The 16,291-nt window shown below is 31.9% G+C and carries 15 protein-coding genes, 1 riboswitch and 1 other annotated feature (1 of these 17 only partly in view); of the genes, 3 read left to right on the forward strand and 12 right to left on the reverse strand.

The window, feature by feature from the left end; translation table 11 throughout:
• Positions 1 to 207: a binding site (T-box leader), on the reverse strand (it extends 51 nt beyond the left edge of the window).
• Between the two features lie 190 nt (positions 208 to 397).
• From MHH59_RS13200 to MHH59_RS13230, 7 genes are all read right to left on the reverse strand, one after another.
• Positions 398 to 2,536 (reverse strand): penicillin-binding protein, encoded by a 2,139-nt coding sequence (locus tag MHH59_RS13200; RefSeq protein WP_340851396.1) that lies wholly within the window; start codon positions 2,534 to 2,536, stop codon positions 398 to 400.
• Positions 2,537 to 2,773: 237 nt separating this feature from the next.
• Positions 2,774 to 3,373: an undecaprenyl-diphosphatase gene (locus tag MHH59_RS13205; protein WP_002127632.1), complete on the reverse strand. Its 600-nt coding sequence runs from the start codon at positions 3,371 to 3,373 to the stop codon at positions 2,774 to 2,776.
• Between the two features lie 273 nt (positions 3,374 to 3,646).
• Positions 3,647 to 4,636, reverse strand: coding sequence for a zinc-binding dehydrogenase (locus MHH59_RS13210; protein ID WP_002127633.1), 990 nt, complete (start codon positions 4,634 to 4,636; stop codon positions 3,647 to 3,649).
• A gap of 144 nt (positions 4,637 to 4,780) precedes the next feature.
• A complete protein-coding gene (locus tag MHH59_RS13215; RefSeq protein WP_033729364.1) occupies positions 4,781 to 6,199 on the reverse strand; it encodes a HAMP domain-containing histidine kinase in 1,419 nt (472 codons plus the stop codon).
• Positions 6,196 to 6,870: a response regulator transcription factor gene (locus tag MHH59_RS13220; protein ID WP_002032425.1), complete on the reverse strand. Its 675-nt coding sequence runs from the start codon at positions 6,868 to 6,870 to the stop codon at positions 6,196 to 6,198. Before MHH59_RS13220 ends, MHH59_RS13215 begins: the two co-directional genes overlap by 4 nt.
• 12 nt (positions 6,871 to 6,882) lie before the next feature.
• A complete protein-coding gene (locus tag MHH59_RS13225; RefSeq protein WP_002085249.1) occupies positions 6,883 to 7,413 on the reverse strand; it encodes a hypothetical protein in 531 nt (176 codons plus the stop codon).
• Between the two features lie 119 nt (positions 7,414 to 7,532).
• Entirely contained in the window at positions 7,533 to 8,042 is a 510-nt protein-coding gene (locus tag MHH59_RS13230) for a GrpB family protein (protein ID WP_340851398.1), read from the reverse strand.
• A 126-nt stretch (positions 8,043 to 8,168) separates the two neighbouring features.
• Here MHH59_RS13230 and MHH59_RS13235 point away from each other — a divergent pair, with 126 nt between their 5' ends.
• Positions 8,169 to 9,050 carry a serine/threonine protein kinase gene (locus tag MHH59_RS13235; protein ID WP_340851399.1) on the forward strand — a complete coding sequence of 294 codons (882 nt, stop codon included), beginning with the start codon at positions 8,169 to 8,171 and terminating at the stop codon, positions 9,048 to 9,050.
• A gap of 46 nt (positions 9,051 to 9,096) precedes the next feature.
• Entirely contained in the window at positions 9,097 to 10,416 is a 1,320-nt protein-coding gene (locus tag MHH59_RS13240) for a sensor histidine kinase (RefSeq protein WP_002127637.1), read from the forward strand.
• 99 nt (positions 10,417 to 10,515) lie between these two features.
• Here the strand turns inward: MHH59_RS13240 and MHH59_RS13245 are convergent, their stop codons facing one another.
• The 4 genes from MHH59_RS13245 to MHH59_RS13260 all read right to left on the reverse strand — a co-directional run bounded on the left by MHH59_RS13245 (position 10,516) and on the right by MHH59_RS13260 (position 13,802).
• Entirely contained in the window at positions 10,516 to 10,614 is a 99-nt protein-coding gene (locus MHH59_RS13245) for a YjcZ family sporulation protein (RefSeq protein WP_000007808.1), read from the reverse strand.
• 135 nt (positions 10,615 to 10,749) lie between these two features.
• On the reverse strand, positions 10,750 to 11,550 hold the full coding sequence (locus MHH59_RS13250; RefSeq protein ID WP_016127074.1) for an energy-coupling factor transporter transmembrane component T family protein: 801 nt from the start codon (positions 11,548 to 11,550) through the stop codon (positions 10,750 to 10,752).
• Complete coding sequence (locus MHH59_RS13255) at positions 11,543 to 13,243, reverse strand: ABC transporter ATP-binding protein (protein ID WP_003189528.1); 1,701 nt, start codon at positions 13,241 to 13,243, stop codon at positions 11,543 to 11,545. The genes MHH59_RS13250 and MHH59_RS13255 overlap by 8 nt, the downstream gene beginning before the upstream one ends.
• Before the next feature lie 10 nt (positions 13,244 to 13,253).
• Positions 13,254 to 13,802 (reverse strand): ECF-type riboflavin transporter substrate-binding protein, encoded by a 549-nt coding sequence (locus MHH59_RS13260; protein WP_002168272.1) that lies wholly within the window; start codon positions 13,800 to 13,802, stop codon positions 13,254 to 13,256.
• A 139-nt stretch (positions 13,803 to 13,941) separates the two neighbouring features.
• Positions 13,942 to 14,057, reverse strand: a riboswitch (SAM riboswitch).
• A 150-nt stretch (positions 14,058 to 14,207) separates the two neighbouring features.
• Between MHH59_RS13260 and MHH59_RS13265 the strand changes: the two genes are divergently transcribed.
• Positions 14,208 to 14,891, forward strand: a complete 684-nt coding sequence (locus MHH59_RS13265) for an aspartate/glutamate racemase family protein (protein ID WP_002127641.1) — start codon at positions 14,208 to 14,210, stop codon at positions 14,889 to 14,891.
• 49 nt (positions 14,892 to 14,940) lie between these two features.
• Here MHH59_RS13265 and MHH59_RS13270 read toward each other — a convergent pair whose 3' ends face one another.
• Positions 14,941 to 16,119 carry a macrolide family glycosyltransferase gene (locus tag MHH59_RS13270; protein WP_002168270.1) on the reverse strand — a complete coding sequence of 393 codons (1,179 nt, stop codon included), beginning with the start codon at positions 16,117 to 16,119 and terminating at the stop codon, positions 14,941 to 14,943.
• Between the last annotated feature and the right edge of the window lie 172 nt (positions 16,120 to 16,291).

Genomic DNA, 16,291 nt, shown 5'->3' on the forward strand with positions numbered 1-16,291 from the left:
ACCATATTAACCTTATCAGGTACTGCACTATTTTCATGCTTATACCTTATCCCTATAACGGGAGCTCCCGTCACACCATCCACTTTTAAAAGGTTCCGATGTGCTGCTCAGAGGCTTGGTTCAATAAAGAATTTTTGCTCCTTTTCAGCTAAATAGAGCTCTCTGTGAAAAATTCATTTTATTTACTCTTCTCTTCACTGCATTTGGTTTTTTCCATATTATCACATAGGTTTTATATTGTAAATAATTAAAAAGAATAATCAGTTTTTTTAAAAGTGAGCATCCTTTATAATTTTGTAACTTGATTTTTTATTTATTAAAAAATACGGTGCGTGAAATTGCTTGTAACTCTAAAAAAAAGAGCCTATTATACTATAGACTCTTACAAAATTCGATATTAATTTGTACTCGCTTCTGCTAATGGTTCTAGAGGCGGTTCCAAATCTAGTTTTAAAGTATCACCTTCTTGTATATATTCTCCCTTTTCAATGCTTTGACTCGTTACATACCCTGTACCTGTTGTTTTTAAATCTAATTTCAACAACTTAGAGAAATACATAACATCACGCATTGACCAACCTTTTAGGTTAGGCATTTTCACATTACTTCCTACTAGAAATATGCGATCTCCTTCACTCATTACTTCGCCAGTCTCTGGATATTGTTTTATTATCTTTCCTTCTCCTAATAATACCGGCTGAAGTTTCTCTTTTTCTGCAATATTTTTTACAGTATCCATTGTTTGATTTACATAATTTTGTACTTTTATTTCAGATTGCTTTGTTGCATCTGCCATTTTCTTTTCTGTATATGGTTTCACTTTTAAATATTCTAGACTATTTTTCATAACTGGTTTAAAAATTTCAGCAAGAGGCTGAGCACCGTATTCATTCCCCTTTAATTTAGGTTGCTTAATGGCTAAATATACGACTAATTGCGGATCATCAATTGGAGCCATTCCTAAGAATGAAAAAATATAATTATCTTTCCCTTCCATATATCGTCCATTTTCAGGATTCGGAATTTGCGCTGTCCCTGTTTTACCACCAATCGGATAACCATCAATTTTATACATCGTTCCCGTTCCTTTAGATGATGTTATAACACGCTCCATTAAGTTCCTTACCTTATCTGCGGTTTCTTTTTTAATCGGATTCCCTATTTCTTTAGGTTGATTTTCCATAATAACTTGTTTATTTGTTGGATTTACAACCTTATCAACAATATAAGGTTGCATCAGTTTCCCGTCATTTGCTATAGCTGTGGCCGCTTGTACGATTTGAATAGGAGTTACAGTTGAGCCTTGGCCGAAAGATGTAGTAACTTGTTGAATTTGAGTATTTAACAATAATGTATTTTTACTTTCTCCAGGCAAATCTATCCCTGTTTTTTGATTGAAACCAAATAAATTCATATATTGCTTGAATTTATTTGGTTTCAGTAACTGATCTTCTAAAATAGAAAAAGCAACGTTCGATGACCGTTCAAACCCTTCATCAAATGTAATTGAACCCCATCCATAGCCGCCATTATGATCTTTAATCTCTGCTGAACCAACTGCATATTTTCCTGATTGGAAATATTCTTTCCCGTTATATACACCTTCATTAATTGCAGCAGCTAATGTAAAAACTTTCATTGTAGACCCTGGTTCGAATGCATTCGCAATTGGATCGTTTAAAAAATATTCAATGTCTCCTTTGTTAGGATTATAACTAGGCTTACTAGACATTGCTAAAATCTTACCTGTTTTTGGATCCGCAATAATACCTACTAACATAGAAGGATCATAGTGTTGCGCCGCTTTATTCATCGCGTCTTCTAAAAAACTATTAATTTGTTTATCAAGCGTAAGATATACGTTATTTCCATTTTTAGCAGGTTCTACTTTTCCTATATCATTTGTAAGTGGGATTCCTTTTCTTGAACCTACATATGAAACATTACCATTTGTAGAGCGCAAATATTTATCCAAACTTTCTTCAAGCCCAAACTTCCCCACCGCATTACCTTTATCGTCTGGTCTTGCAAAACCAAGTATATACGAGGCGAAATCTTCATTTGGGTATACTCTGGCTTTTTCTGTTGTGAAAGATACACCTGGTATTTTCAAATTATTAATCTCTTCCTTCGCTTCTCTAGATAAGTTACGTCCAATTTTACCAATTTCAACTTGCGTACGTCCTTCGTGAAAATTTTTCATGATCTCCTCTTTATCAACTTCAAGCGCATCTGCTAAACGTTGTGCGGTATCTTCTTTATCTTTTAATTTATCTTTTCCTTTTAGGTTTACAACGATGCGATATGTCGTTGAGTCTTGGACTAATACTTTACCGTTTTGATCATAAATTGTCCCGCGATTTGCCTCTAAAACTCCATTTTTGTTTTGTTGTTCCTTCGCAAGATCCTTTACATTAACATTATGCACGACTCCTACCGCTTGAATATAAAACATACGTAAAAGCATAGTAAGAAACAAAACAATAAAAGCAATCATCATATATCGAGCGCCTTTATTCGTTTGAAGTTTATGCATACTAATCTCCTTTCCTTTACAATGCATTAATGCGAAGATGCGCTACTAAATATGTTCTTTAATATAGTAGATACTATATTTTTCGAAGTTTTTTTACTAATTCCTCTATAACAATAAGAAAACCAGTTCTGTTGCTACTTGTTTTTTATTAATTCTATGTTCTTTAATATAAAATACGGTAAGTGAAATTTAAGAATTTTCAAATAAAAAGAACCTACTTTTTGTAGGTTCTTTTTATTAAGCTATATGGTTATATTTCGCTAAAAAAGGAACTCGTTTTGCTACTAGTGCATACATTTTGAAAATAAAACGAACTAACGGTTCAAATATACGTGCACTTTGCATTACTAATCCACTTGTAATAAATGTTAAGAACGCAGCACCAAGTATATCTAGAGGATAATGAACGCCTACGTACATGCGTGATACACCGACTAATATTGCCCATATTAACGCGATATATTTAAGTTTTTCTCCTCTAAGAATAAATACGAAAGCAATCGAAAATACGAGTACAGAATGATCACTTACAAATGATGAATCTGCTGCATGCGGTACTAATTGATTGACATGATGTGTTATAAAAGGACGCGGATGGTAATATACCGCATGTATAAGAACATTTACTAATAATGCAATACTAACTGAAAGTGTCGTATATAACACTGTATATTGTTTTCTAATTGCATTCTCCTTCTTTCCATTATTGAACCATAGGATAAGCATAAATAGAATAGCTACATATGCAGCACTATTTGTAATAGCGATCATTAGCGTATCTAATAGCTTGGATGATCCAGCAAAGTTATTAATCCATTGAAATACTGTGTAATTCATATTACTCTCTCCTTATTTTTTCTCATTGTACTTTAAATAAAGATACAAGCGTTCTTGATTTACACAGTATACAACATCAATATGAAAATGGGTTTAAACTTTTCTCATCAAATTCTCATTTTGCTACTATTCATTTGACAATGGTGTAACTATTTACACGAGCTAAATATGTATAAAGGTTGTAAACCATTTTAAATAGTATGGTGAACACTCTATGCATGGATATAATACATAACATATTCATTTAAATATATTAGTTACGAAATCATATTCTTATTCCATACGAAGGGCAATATTACCGAATTGTTCTCCTTGCTTCATTCGATTTAAAGCTTGGATTGCTTCTTCTAATGGATATACTTTATCAATAATTGGTTTAATATTATGTTTCTCTATAAAATGAGCCATCTCATTAAATTCTTCACGGCTTCCCATTGATGTTCCCATAATATCAATTTGATTATAAAATAATGCTCGTAACGGTAATTCGATTTTATCTCCTGAACTTGCACCAAAGTTAACGATTCTTCCATTTGGTTTTAATATATCAAAATATTTTAAGAAAGTCGCCGGACCTATACTATCTATAATTAAATCCACTTTTTCTCCATGTAGGCACTCGTCCCAATTACCAGAACTATTAAAAGAAAAGTCTGCTCCATATTTTTCAGCAGCCTTTCTTTTGTCCTCTATCCTTGAAGTAACACTCACCTTTGCTCCAATTGCTTTAGCAAATAACATAGCATAAGTAGCTACACCACCGCCGATTCCCGGAATTAGGACATGTTCTTCAGGTTTTAATCTACCTTTTGTAAAAAGCGCTCTATATGCAGTTAATGCCGATAAAGATAAAACGCCAGATTCTTCCCACGTAAGATATGATGGCTTTTCCACTACATTTTCTGCTGGTACAATAACATATTCAGCAAATGTTCCATCTGCTGGTCCGCCTAGTACTTCAGGTAACTCTGGTATTTCATGAGTATTATTCCATCCAATACTAGGGTTAATAATAACCTCGGTATGTAGTGAAATATTTGAAACTCCTTCTCCTAGTTCTATAACAATCCCTGCACCATCTGACCCTAAAACTAATGGTAGTTCCATTTCTTTTCTATTATTCATTATAAATAAATCACGATGATTTAAACCTGCTGCTTTTAATTTCACTTTAACCTCTCCAATGTTAGGAGTTATCTCAGGTGATAATTTATATTCTAAACCTTCTAATCCTTTTTTATGTTGATGTACAATAGCTTTCATTAATTATTCCCCCTTAATCCTTTCAATGTACTTTAAATATCGAAATAAATAAAATAATTTGATTACTAAGCATCAAAAAGGAGGAAATACAAAATGTATTCCTCCTTTTAAATAGTATTTTCAAAAAGAATTTTTTACCTTTAACTATTCATGTGTAGTATCCGGAAATGTAATTGCAACAATTGTTCCTTCGTTTTCTTTACTCTCTAATTGAATAGCTCCGTTATATTTTTCTACAAGCCTTTTTGCAATTGATAAGCCTAGCCCATTTCCACCTTGTTTTCGGCTTCTCGCTTTATCAACTCTATAAAAACGGTTAAGAACAAATGGTAAATCTGCTTCAGGTATTCCTGCCCCATGATCTATTATTCGGATTTTAATTTTTCCTGACCGTATACTTGATTCAATGCAAATATACTTATTAGCTTCTTTTGTATATTTCACTGCATTATCCATTACAATAATAATTATTTGTTCTAAGTAAGATGATGGTATTGAAACATACGCTTCATCTGCATCCAATTTCATATCAAATTGAAAGTCAGTTTGCAGTATTGCAAAGTTTTGTGTAATTTGTTTTAATACGCTATTAACATGGACTCGTTCAGCTGCTATTGGATATATCTGTTCTGATTCAGCCCTTGATAGCTCTAGCAATTCTGAAACTAATTTATTTAATCGATCTACTTCTTTTAAACTGGATTGAAGAGATTTATCCAATATAGCTGGATCATTTTTCCCCCATCGATTCAGCATTGATAAGTGCCCTTGAATAATTGTTAATGGTGTTCTTAATTCATGCGATGCGTCTTCTACAAACTGTTTTTGCTGTGTAAAAGAAGTTTCCACTTCATCCATCATTTCATTAAAAAGAATCGATAATTTTGCGAGTTCATCATTATTTTCTCGTACTGGAACTCTTTCATTTAGTCCGTTTTTCTTAATACGCTTCATCGTATCCGTTATGTTTTGAACACTTGATAAAAGCTTTTTCGTTATAAGTATTCCGCCTAAAAAACTAAACACTAATCCACATATCCCTGCAAAGACCATTACCACTAAGATAATTTTTAATAAATGATCAAATGTCTCTAAGTTTTTCGTAAGTTCAATAGTTCCCGTGAATTTTTTTGTTTGAATTGGTATGCGCTCAACTAATATTCGATCTTCTATATGTCTTTTTATTAAGGATTCATCTTGGGTAACCTGTTTTGGTTTTATCCAAGCTTCATTAAAACCTCGAGAAACAGTAACAATGGGCTTTCCATCATTTCCGATAATACGAATCATTTGATGTTTATCAATCATATTATTTAGAAATTCTTTACTATTTTCAAATGTTTTGCTCGAGAGCGTTTCGTTTTTATCTTGAAAATATGCCGCTATTTCTGTCAATTGTCTGTTTATTTGTTTCTGTTCATAATCTATAGTCCACTTATTAATTACAATGAATTGTAACGTGCTATACAAAATAAACAAAATGAATACTAGTGTAGTGGACCAAAGTGTTAATTTCCACTTTATAGGTAAATTTCGAATTCGGTACACAATGTTTTTTATCATTTCATTATATATCCAGCACCGCGGACTGTTTGGATATACTCCTCCTTATCCACACTATGTAACTTATTACGTAAATAACGAACATATACATCGACTATATTCGTCTCAACCATTGCATCATAACCCCATACTTGGTCCAGTAAAATATCACGGGTAAGAACTCGATTAATATTTTTCATAAACATAAGCAGTAGCTCGAATTCTTTATTTGTAAGTTCAATTTCTTCATTTCCTTTAGTTATAGTTCGAGATTCAATCTGAAGCTGTAGATCTTTAAACGAAAGAAATGATGCGTGCTTTTGCTCTGTATTTTCTTCTCTCCTAAAAATCACTCTCATACGTGCTAAAAGTTCTTCAATTGCAAACGGTTTTGGAAGATAATCATCTGCTCCACTATCTAACCCTGTCACACGGTCCATAATACTATCACGAGCAGTCAACATAATAATAGGTGTACTTTTAGTTGCTCTTAATCGACGACATACTTCCAGTCCGTTTAATCCTGGTAACATTAAATCAAGTAATATGAGATCGTAATTCTTTTCAAGTGCTGCTTCTAATCCCTTTCTTCCATCAAGTTGTATATCTACTATATATCCTTCATACTTTAATTCTAATTCTAAAAAATCTGCTAAGCTTTCCTCATCCTCAATAATTAGTATATGTTGCAACGATACTTCCTCCTATACGATTAAATGAATAAGTAATCCTATTCCGAATATGACTGCAATAATTTGATGTGCTTTTCGATACATCTTCAATTTTGTTTTCTGATTAGATTTCTGTAAAACAAATCCCGCAACCCCTAATGTTATTAAGGTTAAAAGAGAAAATATACCACTGTATATTAGTATTATATGACGACTTCCTTTTATTAAAAAGTAAACACCGTGAGTAGTCGCAACAGCTATTACAGCGTATCCAATTAATACGTGAAAATGTTTTATAAAAAGATATAGCTCTTTAATTATTTTAAATCCGTGAATATGTTTCTTCTTTAAAAATAACCATATATGACGTAAGAACCATAATGATGCAGCTATAATTACCCCGTATTCACCTAAAGAACCTAATTTCTTATTTAGCCATTGTACATTTAATACATTCCCGTACAAAACATTAATAAATAGCAATTCTACACTACAAACAATAATAGTAATACCAATTATTTTAACATATATATGGAAATATTTATTTCTAAGTATTTTCTCCATTTTATATAATCTCCTTTTGACTCAAAAGCTCTATAATCAGCAGTGTATCAAGTGAAAAAGAAAGGAACATGAAAGAAAGATTAAAATAAAATGAAAATTTGTAAACCACTTATAGTAAGTTAATTTTCTTTTTTAGCCATTTCTAATATATTTTGAATAAACGGTGCTTTTGCATTTGTATATGAAACACGATCAAAAGGATAGGTAGCAGCAATCATCTCTTTTAATTTTCTATATTCTTCACGTGCCCACTCATGATTTATTAGAAAGTCTCGAAATAAAAGGTTGTTCCTCCATTCCTCGCTATTATAAATATAAACATGTAAATGGTGGGTACCAGCTCTCCATTTACCTTTTCTAAAAAAACGCCAATTAGGTGTTTTTTTAGGAACATATTCATAGCCAATTTCTTCTAGGGCTTCCCACCAATTTTCGGTAATTTGTAAATTTGTTACGCCGATCATCATATCAATAAGAGGTTTAGCCCCTAACCCTTCTACGGCTGTGCTTCCGATATGTTCAATAGCAATAATTTCTTCATGGAGTAACGGCACAATTTTATTTTTTTCATTTAAAAACTCTGTATGCCAATATTGTTGGTACGGTTTAATTATGATTTTTCCATCCATTTGCTTTCCTCCTTATAACTGCATATTATTATATTTATAAAATTTAAGTTTATAAATATAGGGATTTCACAAAATATGTCGAATACTGTAATGGACAACTTAATTATATTAAATTTGAGGTGAATTATGAAAGATATTCCAGTTAAAATTCAGTTAGATACTATAACATTCCAACTAAAAAAACATCATAATTTTGATTGGCTTACAAAACTAGGTACAGTATTTGCGGTTTTTGACCAACAAGATTCCGGTAATATAAGTTTTGGTGTTGAAAAGAATGGGAAAAAGAACTTTATAAAATATGCAGGGGCACAAACACTCGCATATAATGCTTCTACAAATGAAGCAATACAAAGATTAAAAAGCTCAGTTACTATATACAATGAATTAAAACACGTTTCTCTTATCAGTTTAATTGATCACTACCCTGTACAACATGGATATGTTTTAATTTTCGATTGGTTTGACAGTGAATGTCTTCACCCGCACTGGAGTTTCCCACCCCCAGCAAAATACAATGATCCTAACTCACCATTTTATAAATATAAGAAATTATCCGTTAAAAATAGGCTAATTTCATTAAATTCTATTTTTAATTTCCATACTTACGTTGAACACAAAAACTATGTAGCTATTGATTTTTATGACGGTAGTATTTTGTACAACTTTAAAACTAATGAAACAAAAATTTGTGATATTGATTTATACAGTAACAAGCCGTATGTAAATAAGATGGGACGAATGTGGGGATCATCTCGTTTTATGTCACCTGAAGAGTTTCAACTTAACTCTATAATAGACGGAAAAACAAATGTATTTAATATGGGGGCTATGGCTTTTGCACTACTAGGTGGCGGGCAAGATCGTTCCTTTATGAAATGGGAAGCTAGTGAAGGCTTATATGAAGTAGCATACCGTGCTGTAAATGAAAATCGTAGTGAGCGCTATGCGTCAATGGAAGAGTTTAATAATGCATGGTTAAAAGCCTATAACACTGAAAATCTATAAAAACTACATACATTGTAAAAGTGCATGTAAAACTTGTACTTTTATAATGTATAATACATATGGGATTGAAATTCAGGATAACGGGGCATGTATTATGAACTTTGTTTACATTAATCAAAATGTTTTAAATAATCTTCTTTATATTTTAAGCAGTATATTTGTTTTTTATTTTATTTATGATAGTGGGTACTTCGGGAAGAAATATAAGAAACTACTTATCATTCTTTGTACGAGTATCCCACTAATTTTATGTATGCGGTATCCCATCTATATGGATGAAAATTATATTCACGATTTAAGACAAATCCCCTTTTTAATTGGTACACTTTATGGTGGATTTCCAGTCGGTATTGCATTACTCATGATTTTATTAATAATACGTTTTATGTTTTATGGTTTTAGCCTGTTAACAATCATTGTTTATGGAACGATGTTAATAATTACAGCATTCGCATCATCAAAATTTAATACATACAATAGGAAAATAAAAGTAACTTCATCTATGTTTTTAACTTTTTTCCTTGCAATATTTACAACAGTAATTGTTTTAACTCTATCAGATTTTGAAGTGAATAATTTGTACATTATTTATTTCATTCTATTACCAACTATTTTAATATTATTTATGGTCTATTTTAATGAGGTTTTAAAAGATGCAATATTTATGCGATCAAAATTAATAAAAGTCGAAAAAATGGAGATTGTCAGCCAACTCGCTGCAAGTATTTCACATGAAGTAAGGAATCCATTGACTGTTGTAAAAGGATTTACACAACTTTTAAAAACACCCAATATAACTCAACAATCCAAAGATGAGTATATTGAACATATTCTTGAAGAGTTAAATCGTGCACAAGCAATTATTGATGATTACTTAACTTTTGCCAAACCGGCTTCAGAAAAACTAGATCATATTTCAGTGGAGCACGAGTTAAATCGAGTTATTAATATGATGTTACCTTTTTGTAACATGAATAATATTAATATTACAAAAGAGTTCTCAGAGGGAACAATTATTGGTAATACACAGCACTTCCATCAATGTTTTTTAAATTTAATAAAAAACAGTATAGAAGCAATGCCATGTGGCGGTGATCTTATTATTTCTGCATCTGTTAGTAATAATAAAGTTATAATACGGATTCAAGATAGTGGAATTGGAATGTCGCAAGAGCAAATTAATCGATTTGGCGAACCATATTTTAGTACAAAAACGAAAGGTACGGGTTTAGGAACGATGGTTGCTGTTAAAATTATTGAAACGATGCGAGGCAGTTTAAAAATCCGAAGTATCGTTAATAAAGGAACTACTTTAACTATTACATTCCCAAAATATAATAATGAGAGCACGTTGCATAATAAATAAAAAAGGAGCATAATGGCTCCTTTTTTATTTCGATACAAAAAGTATCTGCTATGTTTTTTTAATTTACATTTAGAAGAGACTAATTAGAAATTAGTACCCTTAGCTCCAACAGCTACATCCAACAATAATTAATAAAATAAATAACACAACTAATAAAGCGAAACCTCCACCAAAACCACAAGAACCGCCGAAACTCATATTTTCTCCTCCTTTTGGTTTGAAAACTAATAGGTAGTTGATCATTTTAACTGGTTCGTATTATACAGTATGTATATCTCCCTTTTTTGAGCATGTCTTCATAAAAATTAGTAAAAGCACTCTATTGAGAGTGCTTTAAAATGGGTACCAGAAGCTTTGGAATACATTCAGCTTTAAGTAAACTGCAATAATCAAAATAATAATACCAACAAAAAGTGTGATGTAATCCTCCTTTTGTGCGTCTTTTGCATAGTACCACGTTCGTATATCCTTTTTTCCAAAACCTCTTAAATCCATTGCATTTGAAACAGTATCAATCCTTTCTAATGAATGAATAATAAGTGGCCAAAAAATTAAAACACGGTTTTTCATACGAATCCACAAGCTCGCTTCTCCTTTTTCAAAAGGTACGCCTCTTGCTTCCTGCGCGTGTCTAATGATTATATATTCAGATTGAATGCTTGGTATATAACGCAGTGCAATATTTATTGCATATGTAATTTTATAAGGAACAGCAAATTTATTTAAGCTGCATACAAATTCACTTGGATGAGTTGTATAAATAAAAAGAAGTGTAAATGGTAATAACGTAAAATATTTCAATGAAAGTGTAGCTGCATAAAATAAAGTTTCATATGTAATTGTTGCATAACCTATATAAAAAAAAGAGGTATACGATCCCGTTAATTCCGATCCATGGGTGGGCGTAATGAAAAGAATCATAACGGAATTTAATAAACTAAATGTAAATATAACGCTGAAAATAACTATAATTTTACGCAATTGAATTTTTGCAATTAAGAGGCCAATACATCCAACAATAAATAAAATTAGCAATATACGAAAATCAAAAAATAAAAAAGTAAGTGTCATACAAAATATAAATAAAGATAATTTAATTGCACCATCCATACGATAAAAATACGTATTATGCATATTCCTCCCTCCTATTAGCTTCAATATAAAGTTTCACAAATGTTTCTGGAGTTGGAATTCCGCTTAATTTAGCTAGTTTTATTAATGAAATCTCCCGTAGATTAGCTCTTTGTAACGTTCCTTGATCCCCTAAAACAGCAGATACAGTATTGTCCGCAATAATTTTCCCTTCATGCAGAACTACCGCTCGATCTGCATATTCTAAAGCAAGATTCATATCGTGTGTGATAATAATAAAGGATATGCCCCTTTCAGCCAGTTTTCTAATAAACGACATAAACTGTTTGTAATGGTAATAATCTTGTCCAGCTGTCGGTTCATCTAATACAATAAGTTTTGGGTTTGTTATAAGTACAGATGCAATAGTAAGCCTCTTTTTTTGTCCATAGCTTAATGCCTGAATTGGCCAGTTACGAAATGGATATAATCCACAAATTCTTAAAGCTTTTTCGACTCTTGTCTCAATCTCATCTTTAGAAACTTTTTTTAATTTTAATGAATATGAAACCTCTTCTAAAACAGTAGGCTGTGTAATCATTTGATTTGGGTTTTGCATAACATAAGAAATAACTTCCCCGCGTTTACGAATAGACCAAGAATTTATATTTTCTCCATCGAATGTTATTCTCCCATTCTTTGTTTTATTTATTCCTATAAGAGTATGAGCTAATGTCGATTTCCCTGCTCCATTATGACCCAATAACGCTACTATTTCTCCCTCTCCTATTGAAAGGTTGATATCTTCTAAGGCTGTATGTTTGTTATTGTACGTAAATGATAAATTTTCTATCTTGCATAAAGCTTTTTTAATATATTTGTTTTTTGATGAAACTTGCTTATGCATCCAGTTCTTTAATAGGATATGAACGCCTGCATTACGAAGATTTTCAATTGGAAATACCTTAACATTATTACTATCAAAATTTAATTTCTTTAGCGCCTCTATATAAATAGGTTCTCTTAGTCCGATATTTGGTAATATATCAGAATTTAAAATACTATCCGGTGAACCAACGGCAATAACTTCTCCCTCATCTATTAAAATAATTTTATCTAAATCAAGGTTTAAAATTTCTTCTATTCGATGTTCAATAATTACAATTGTTTTATTATATTTCTCATGTATATTTTTAATGAGTTCTATTGTATTCAAACTACATGCAGGATCCAAATTAGCTAACGGTTCATCAAATAATAATATATCTGCATTTGTCGTTAGCAGACCTGCAAGAGAGACTGTCTGTTTTTGACCTCCTGATAATTCATGCGGACTTTGTGTATGAAAGTCCTGCATGCTTACCTTTTTTAAAGAATCCGTAACAATCTTTCTCATTTCTATTTGATTTACACAATCGTTTTCTAATGCAAATGCTACATCCTCTTCGACAGTAAGGCCTATAAATTGTGCATCTTGATCTTGTAATATTGTCCCTACGTGTTTACTCTGTTCAAAAACACTACCTTTTCTCGGATCCTTTCCAGCTATTAAAATGTTACCGGTACTTATCCCTTCGTAAGAAAATGGGATTAGCCCATTTATACAATGAGCTAATGTTGACTTACCTGAACCACTTCGTCCAGCGATAAGTACCTTTTCCCCAGGATATATTTGAAATGTAATATTTTTCAAAGTAGGCTGCGTAGCATGCCTATATTGAAAGGTAAATTGTTCAAAAGAAATAATTGGTTGCATGTATTCATCCCTACTTTTCAATTTTTAAATGTGTATGTTTCTTATTTGATTTCGCTAAGCCGATCGTGATTGGTAAGCCAAGAACTAAAAATACGATAACGTCTGCAATTGTTGCGCCTAGTACTTGTATAACTATTTTGTCAAACGGTTCTCCCATCACAATAATATCGAATGCTCCAGCAAATATAATAGCTATGACAATACCAATTAACCCTGCAATTGCAAAATAAGAAATATCACGGTTATTATACGTTCCATGTTTTACACTAAAACCAAATCTTTTTTGTATGAGTCCCATTGCAAAACCAATAATACCCGAACTAATAACCCATCCCCACCAAATACCCCAACCAGCGATCGTATCTGTAACGGTATGACCGATGAGTCCTATTAAAAGCCCTGCTACCGGGCCAAATAACGCTCCAAAAACTGTTAAAATAGCCAATGCGGGTTTAATAAATGTATTCGGTGCGATAGAAAATCCCCAAAGCCCTAATACCCCGTATAGAGCTGCTCCAATTCCAATAGCTACTACTAGCTTTGTCGTTAATTTGTTCATTACAATTCCCCTCTCGTATTATTCAACTTTTAATACTCTATATTTATTTTGAAAATGAATTATGCATCGACACTTCCTTTCTATACAACAAAAAATGACCTCTTTAATAAGAGGTCATTTTCTTTCACGTACAAGAATCCCCTTATCTTTCAAAAGACACATAGTGTCCTCTGCGGAATTAGCACCTTCCTATGTAATTACATAGGGGTTGCTGAGGTTTCATAGGGCCGTTCCCTCTACCTCTCTGGATAAGTATGTATTTGTAATCTGTATTATGGCACTAACAATAAATAATTTCAATACTTTTCTTACTATTTTTATTTTTCGATAAATAGTTCAACTAAATCATTGTATTCTTATCGGAATTATGAAATAATAAATTCAAAATTGTTACGGGAGGAATGCATGATGAAAGTAATTGGCTTAATTGGCGGACTAAGTTGGGAATCAACATCGTTATATTATAAACATATTAATACACTAACTCTCTCTCAATATGATCAAAATGCGAAGCTTGTTTTATATAGTATGGACTTTGGTGAAGTAACTACATTATTACAAAATCATCAATATGAAGAAGTGAAAAATGAATTAGTCGCAGTAGCAAAAAAAGTAGAACACTCTGGAGCTGAATGTTTACTAATGTGTTCTAATACTGTACATCTATTTGCTGAGGAAGTAGAACAAGCAATATCAATCCCACTTCTTCATATCGGTGATGTAAGTGCTAAAGAAATGGTAGAACAGAATATAAAACGGATCGGATTATTAGGAACGAAACAAACAATGGAAGAAGATTTTTATACATCACGACTAGCAAAATATAACATTGAGACAATTATCCCAAATGACGAAGAAAGAACTTTTATCCATCACGTCATATTAAATGAATTAAGTAGAGGAATTATTTCAGAAACATCAAAAGAAAAACTAATACAAATTACCAATTCATTAATTAATAATGGGGCTGAAGGAATTCTACTTGGCTGTACGGAAATTCCTTTGCTCATTTCCCAAAATGATCTATCTGTTCCTGTTTTTGATACTGCTTATTTACATGCGAATACTGCTGTACAATTTGCTGGATAATAATATAAAAGCATACAGGTAGAGCCTCTATGCTTTTATATTATCCGAACTATTTATTTAAAAGAGCATCAATAACTGCAATGGCTCTTTTGGAACCACCACACTCTAAAAAACTTTCATTCAGTTTTCGAATGCCATGTTTATACTTTTCATTTGAAAGAACGTCTGTTACCGCCTTTTTTAAAGTTTGCACATTAACATGCTCTTTCAATAATCTATGTGCTGCCTCAAGCTCAGTTAATCTTTGCGCTATCATAGGTTGATCTTTATCATGCGGTATTATCACAAATGGGACATTATAATGGATTGCATCGTGCACACTATTCATTCCACCATGTGTAATAAAAACATCTGCTTCACTTAATATTTCTGATTGAGGTACGTAAGGGGTTATAATAAAGTTGTCTGGCGCTTGCTTAATTTTTGAAATATCATTTCTATCACCAATCGCCATTACTACAATCCCTTCGAAATTTGAAAAAGCGTCAATACAAGTATTAAAAAATGGTTCGAGCCCTTCGAGAAGTGTTCCCATTGAAATATAAATAACTTTCTTTTTTGAAAGCAATTCAAGTGGAAACTTTACATTTGTTTTGCGCTTTATAATACTCGGTCCAATAAAAACATTGTTTTCTCCGAACGAATCGCTATTAGGTTGAAAATAACGACTTGTATACACGAGACTAATATCTCCCTTATTATGCATAAATTGAAGATTATTTTTGGGCTTTACTCCAAATTCATGTTCCATTTGATACAGTAACTTTTCAGAGAGTTCATCGGGTTGGAATTGTATTTCTGCATTTGGATGAAAAGGCAAGGTTTCCAATAATACTGGTGGAATTAAAAATATAGGAGAGGAAACTATGCCTGGAACTTGTAAATATTCCTTTACTAACTCTCCAGCACCAAATATATCATAAACTACGAAATCAAAATTAATGCTTTTACATAATCGTTTCGTAATTTCTAATATGTATAAAGAAGTTTGAACATGTACATGAAAGAAAGATTTTAATCCATATGAAGTTTCATTATCAATAGAAATCTCCTTTAATAAATCCGGATGAGTATGTACAATGGCTCCCAAAACTTCAAGCCTTTCCTTAAAGCTTTCCGTTGTAATATAGTGTACGTTATCACCTCTTTCAGTAAAGGCCTTTACTAAACTTAATGTAGGATTTACATGTCCCTCTGCAGGGAAATTAACTATTAAAATATTCATCACTTATTTCTCACTCCTTACAATTCAATCTTCTTATTAATCGTACTGTTATTATTACAAGCAACCTTCCCTTAATAGTCCCAATATACTTACTACTTTAGGTTGATAAATAATTATCAGGCATTGAAAAAGGCATCTACATAAAATGTAGATGCCTAACTGTGATAAGGAGTGT

Source organism: Bacillus sp. FSL E2-0195 (assembly GCF_038003645.1).
GTDB lineage: Bacteria > Bacillota > Bacilli > Bacillales > Bacillaceae_G > Bacillus_A > Bacillus_A mycoides.

Coding starts and splice junctions, on each gene's coding strand:
- MHH59_RS13200 (WP_340851396.1), bottom strand. CDS start 2,536: ATGCATAAACTTCAAACGAATAAAGGCGCTCGATATATGATGATTGCT.
- MHH59_RS13205 (WP_002127632.1), bottom strand. CDS start 3,373: ATGAATTACACAGTATTTCAATGGATTAATAACTTTGCTGGATCATCC.
- MHH59_RS13210 (WP_002127633.1), bottom strand. CDS start 4,636: ATGAAAGCTATTGTACATCAACATAAAAAAGGATTAGAAGGTTTAGAA.
- MHH59_RS13215 (WP_033729364.1), bottom strand. CDS start 6,199: ATGATAAAAAACATTGTGTACCGAATTCGAAATTTACCTATAAAGTGG.
- MHH59_RS13225 (WP_002085249.1), bottom strand. CDS start 7,413: ATGGAGAAAATACTTAGAAATAAATATTTCCATATATATGTTAAAATA.
- MHH59_RS13230 (WP_340851398.1), bottom strand. CDS start 8,042: ATGGATGGAAAAATCATAATTAAACCGTACCAACAATATTGGCATACA.
- MHH59_RS13235 (WP_340851399.1), top strand. CDS start 8,169: ATGAAAGATATTCCAGTTAAAATTCAGTTAGATACTATAACATTCCAA.
- MHH59_RS13240 (WP_002127637.1), top strand. CDS start 9,097: ATGTATAATACATATGGGATTGAAATTCAGGATAACGGGGCATGTATT.
- MHH59_RS13245 (WP_000007808.1), bottom strand. CDS start 10,614: ATGAGTTTCGGCGGTTCTTGTGGTTTTGGTGGAGGTTTCGCTTTATTA.
- MHH59_RS13250 (WP_016127074.1), bottom strand. CDS start 11,550: ATGCATAATACGTATTTTTATCGTATGGATGGTGCAATTAAATTATCT.
- MHH59_RS13255 (WP_003189528.1), bottom strand. CDS start 13,243: ATGCAACCAATTATTTCTTTTGAACAATTTACCTTTCAATATAGGCAT.
- MHH59_RS13260 (WP_002168272.1), bottom strand. CDS start 13,802: ATGAACAAATTAACGACAAAGCTAGTAGTAGCTATTGGAATTGGAGCA.
- MHH59_RS13265 (WP_002127641.1), top strand. CDS start 14,208: ATGATGAAAGTAATTGGCTTAATTGGCGGACTAAGTTGGGAATCAACA.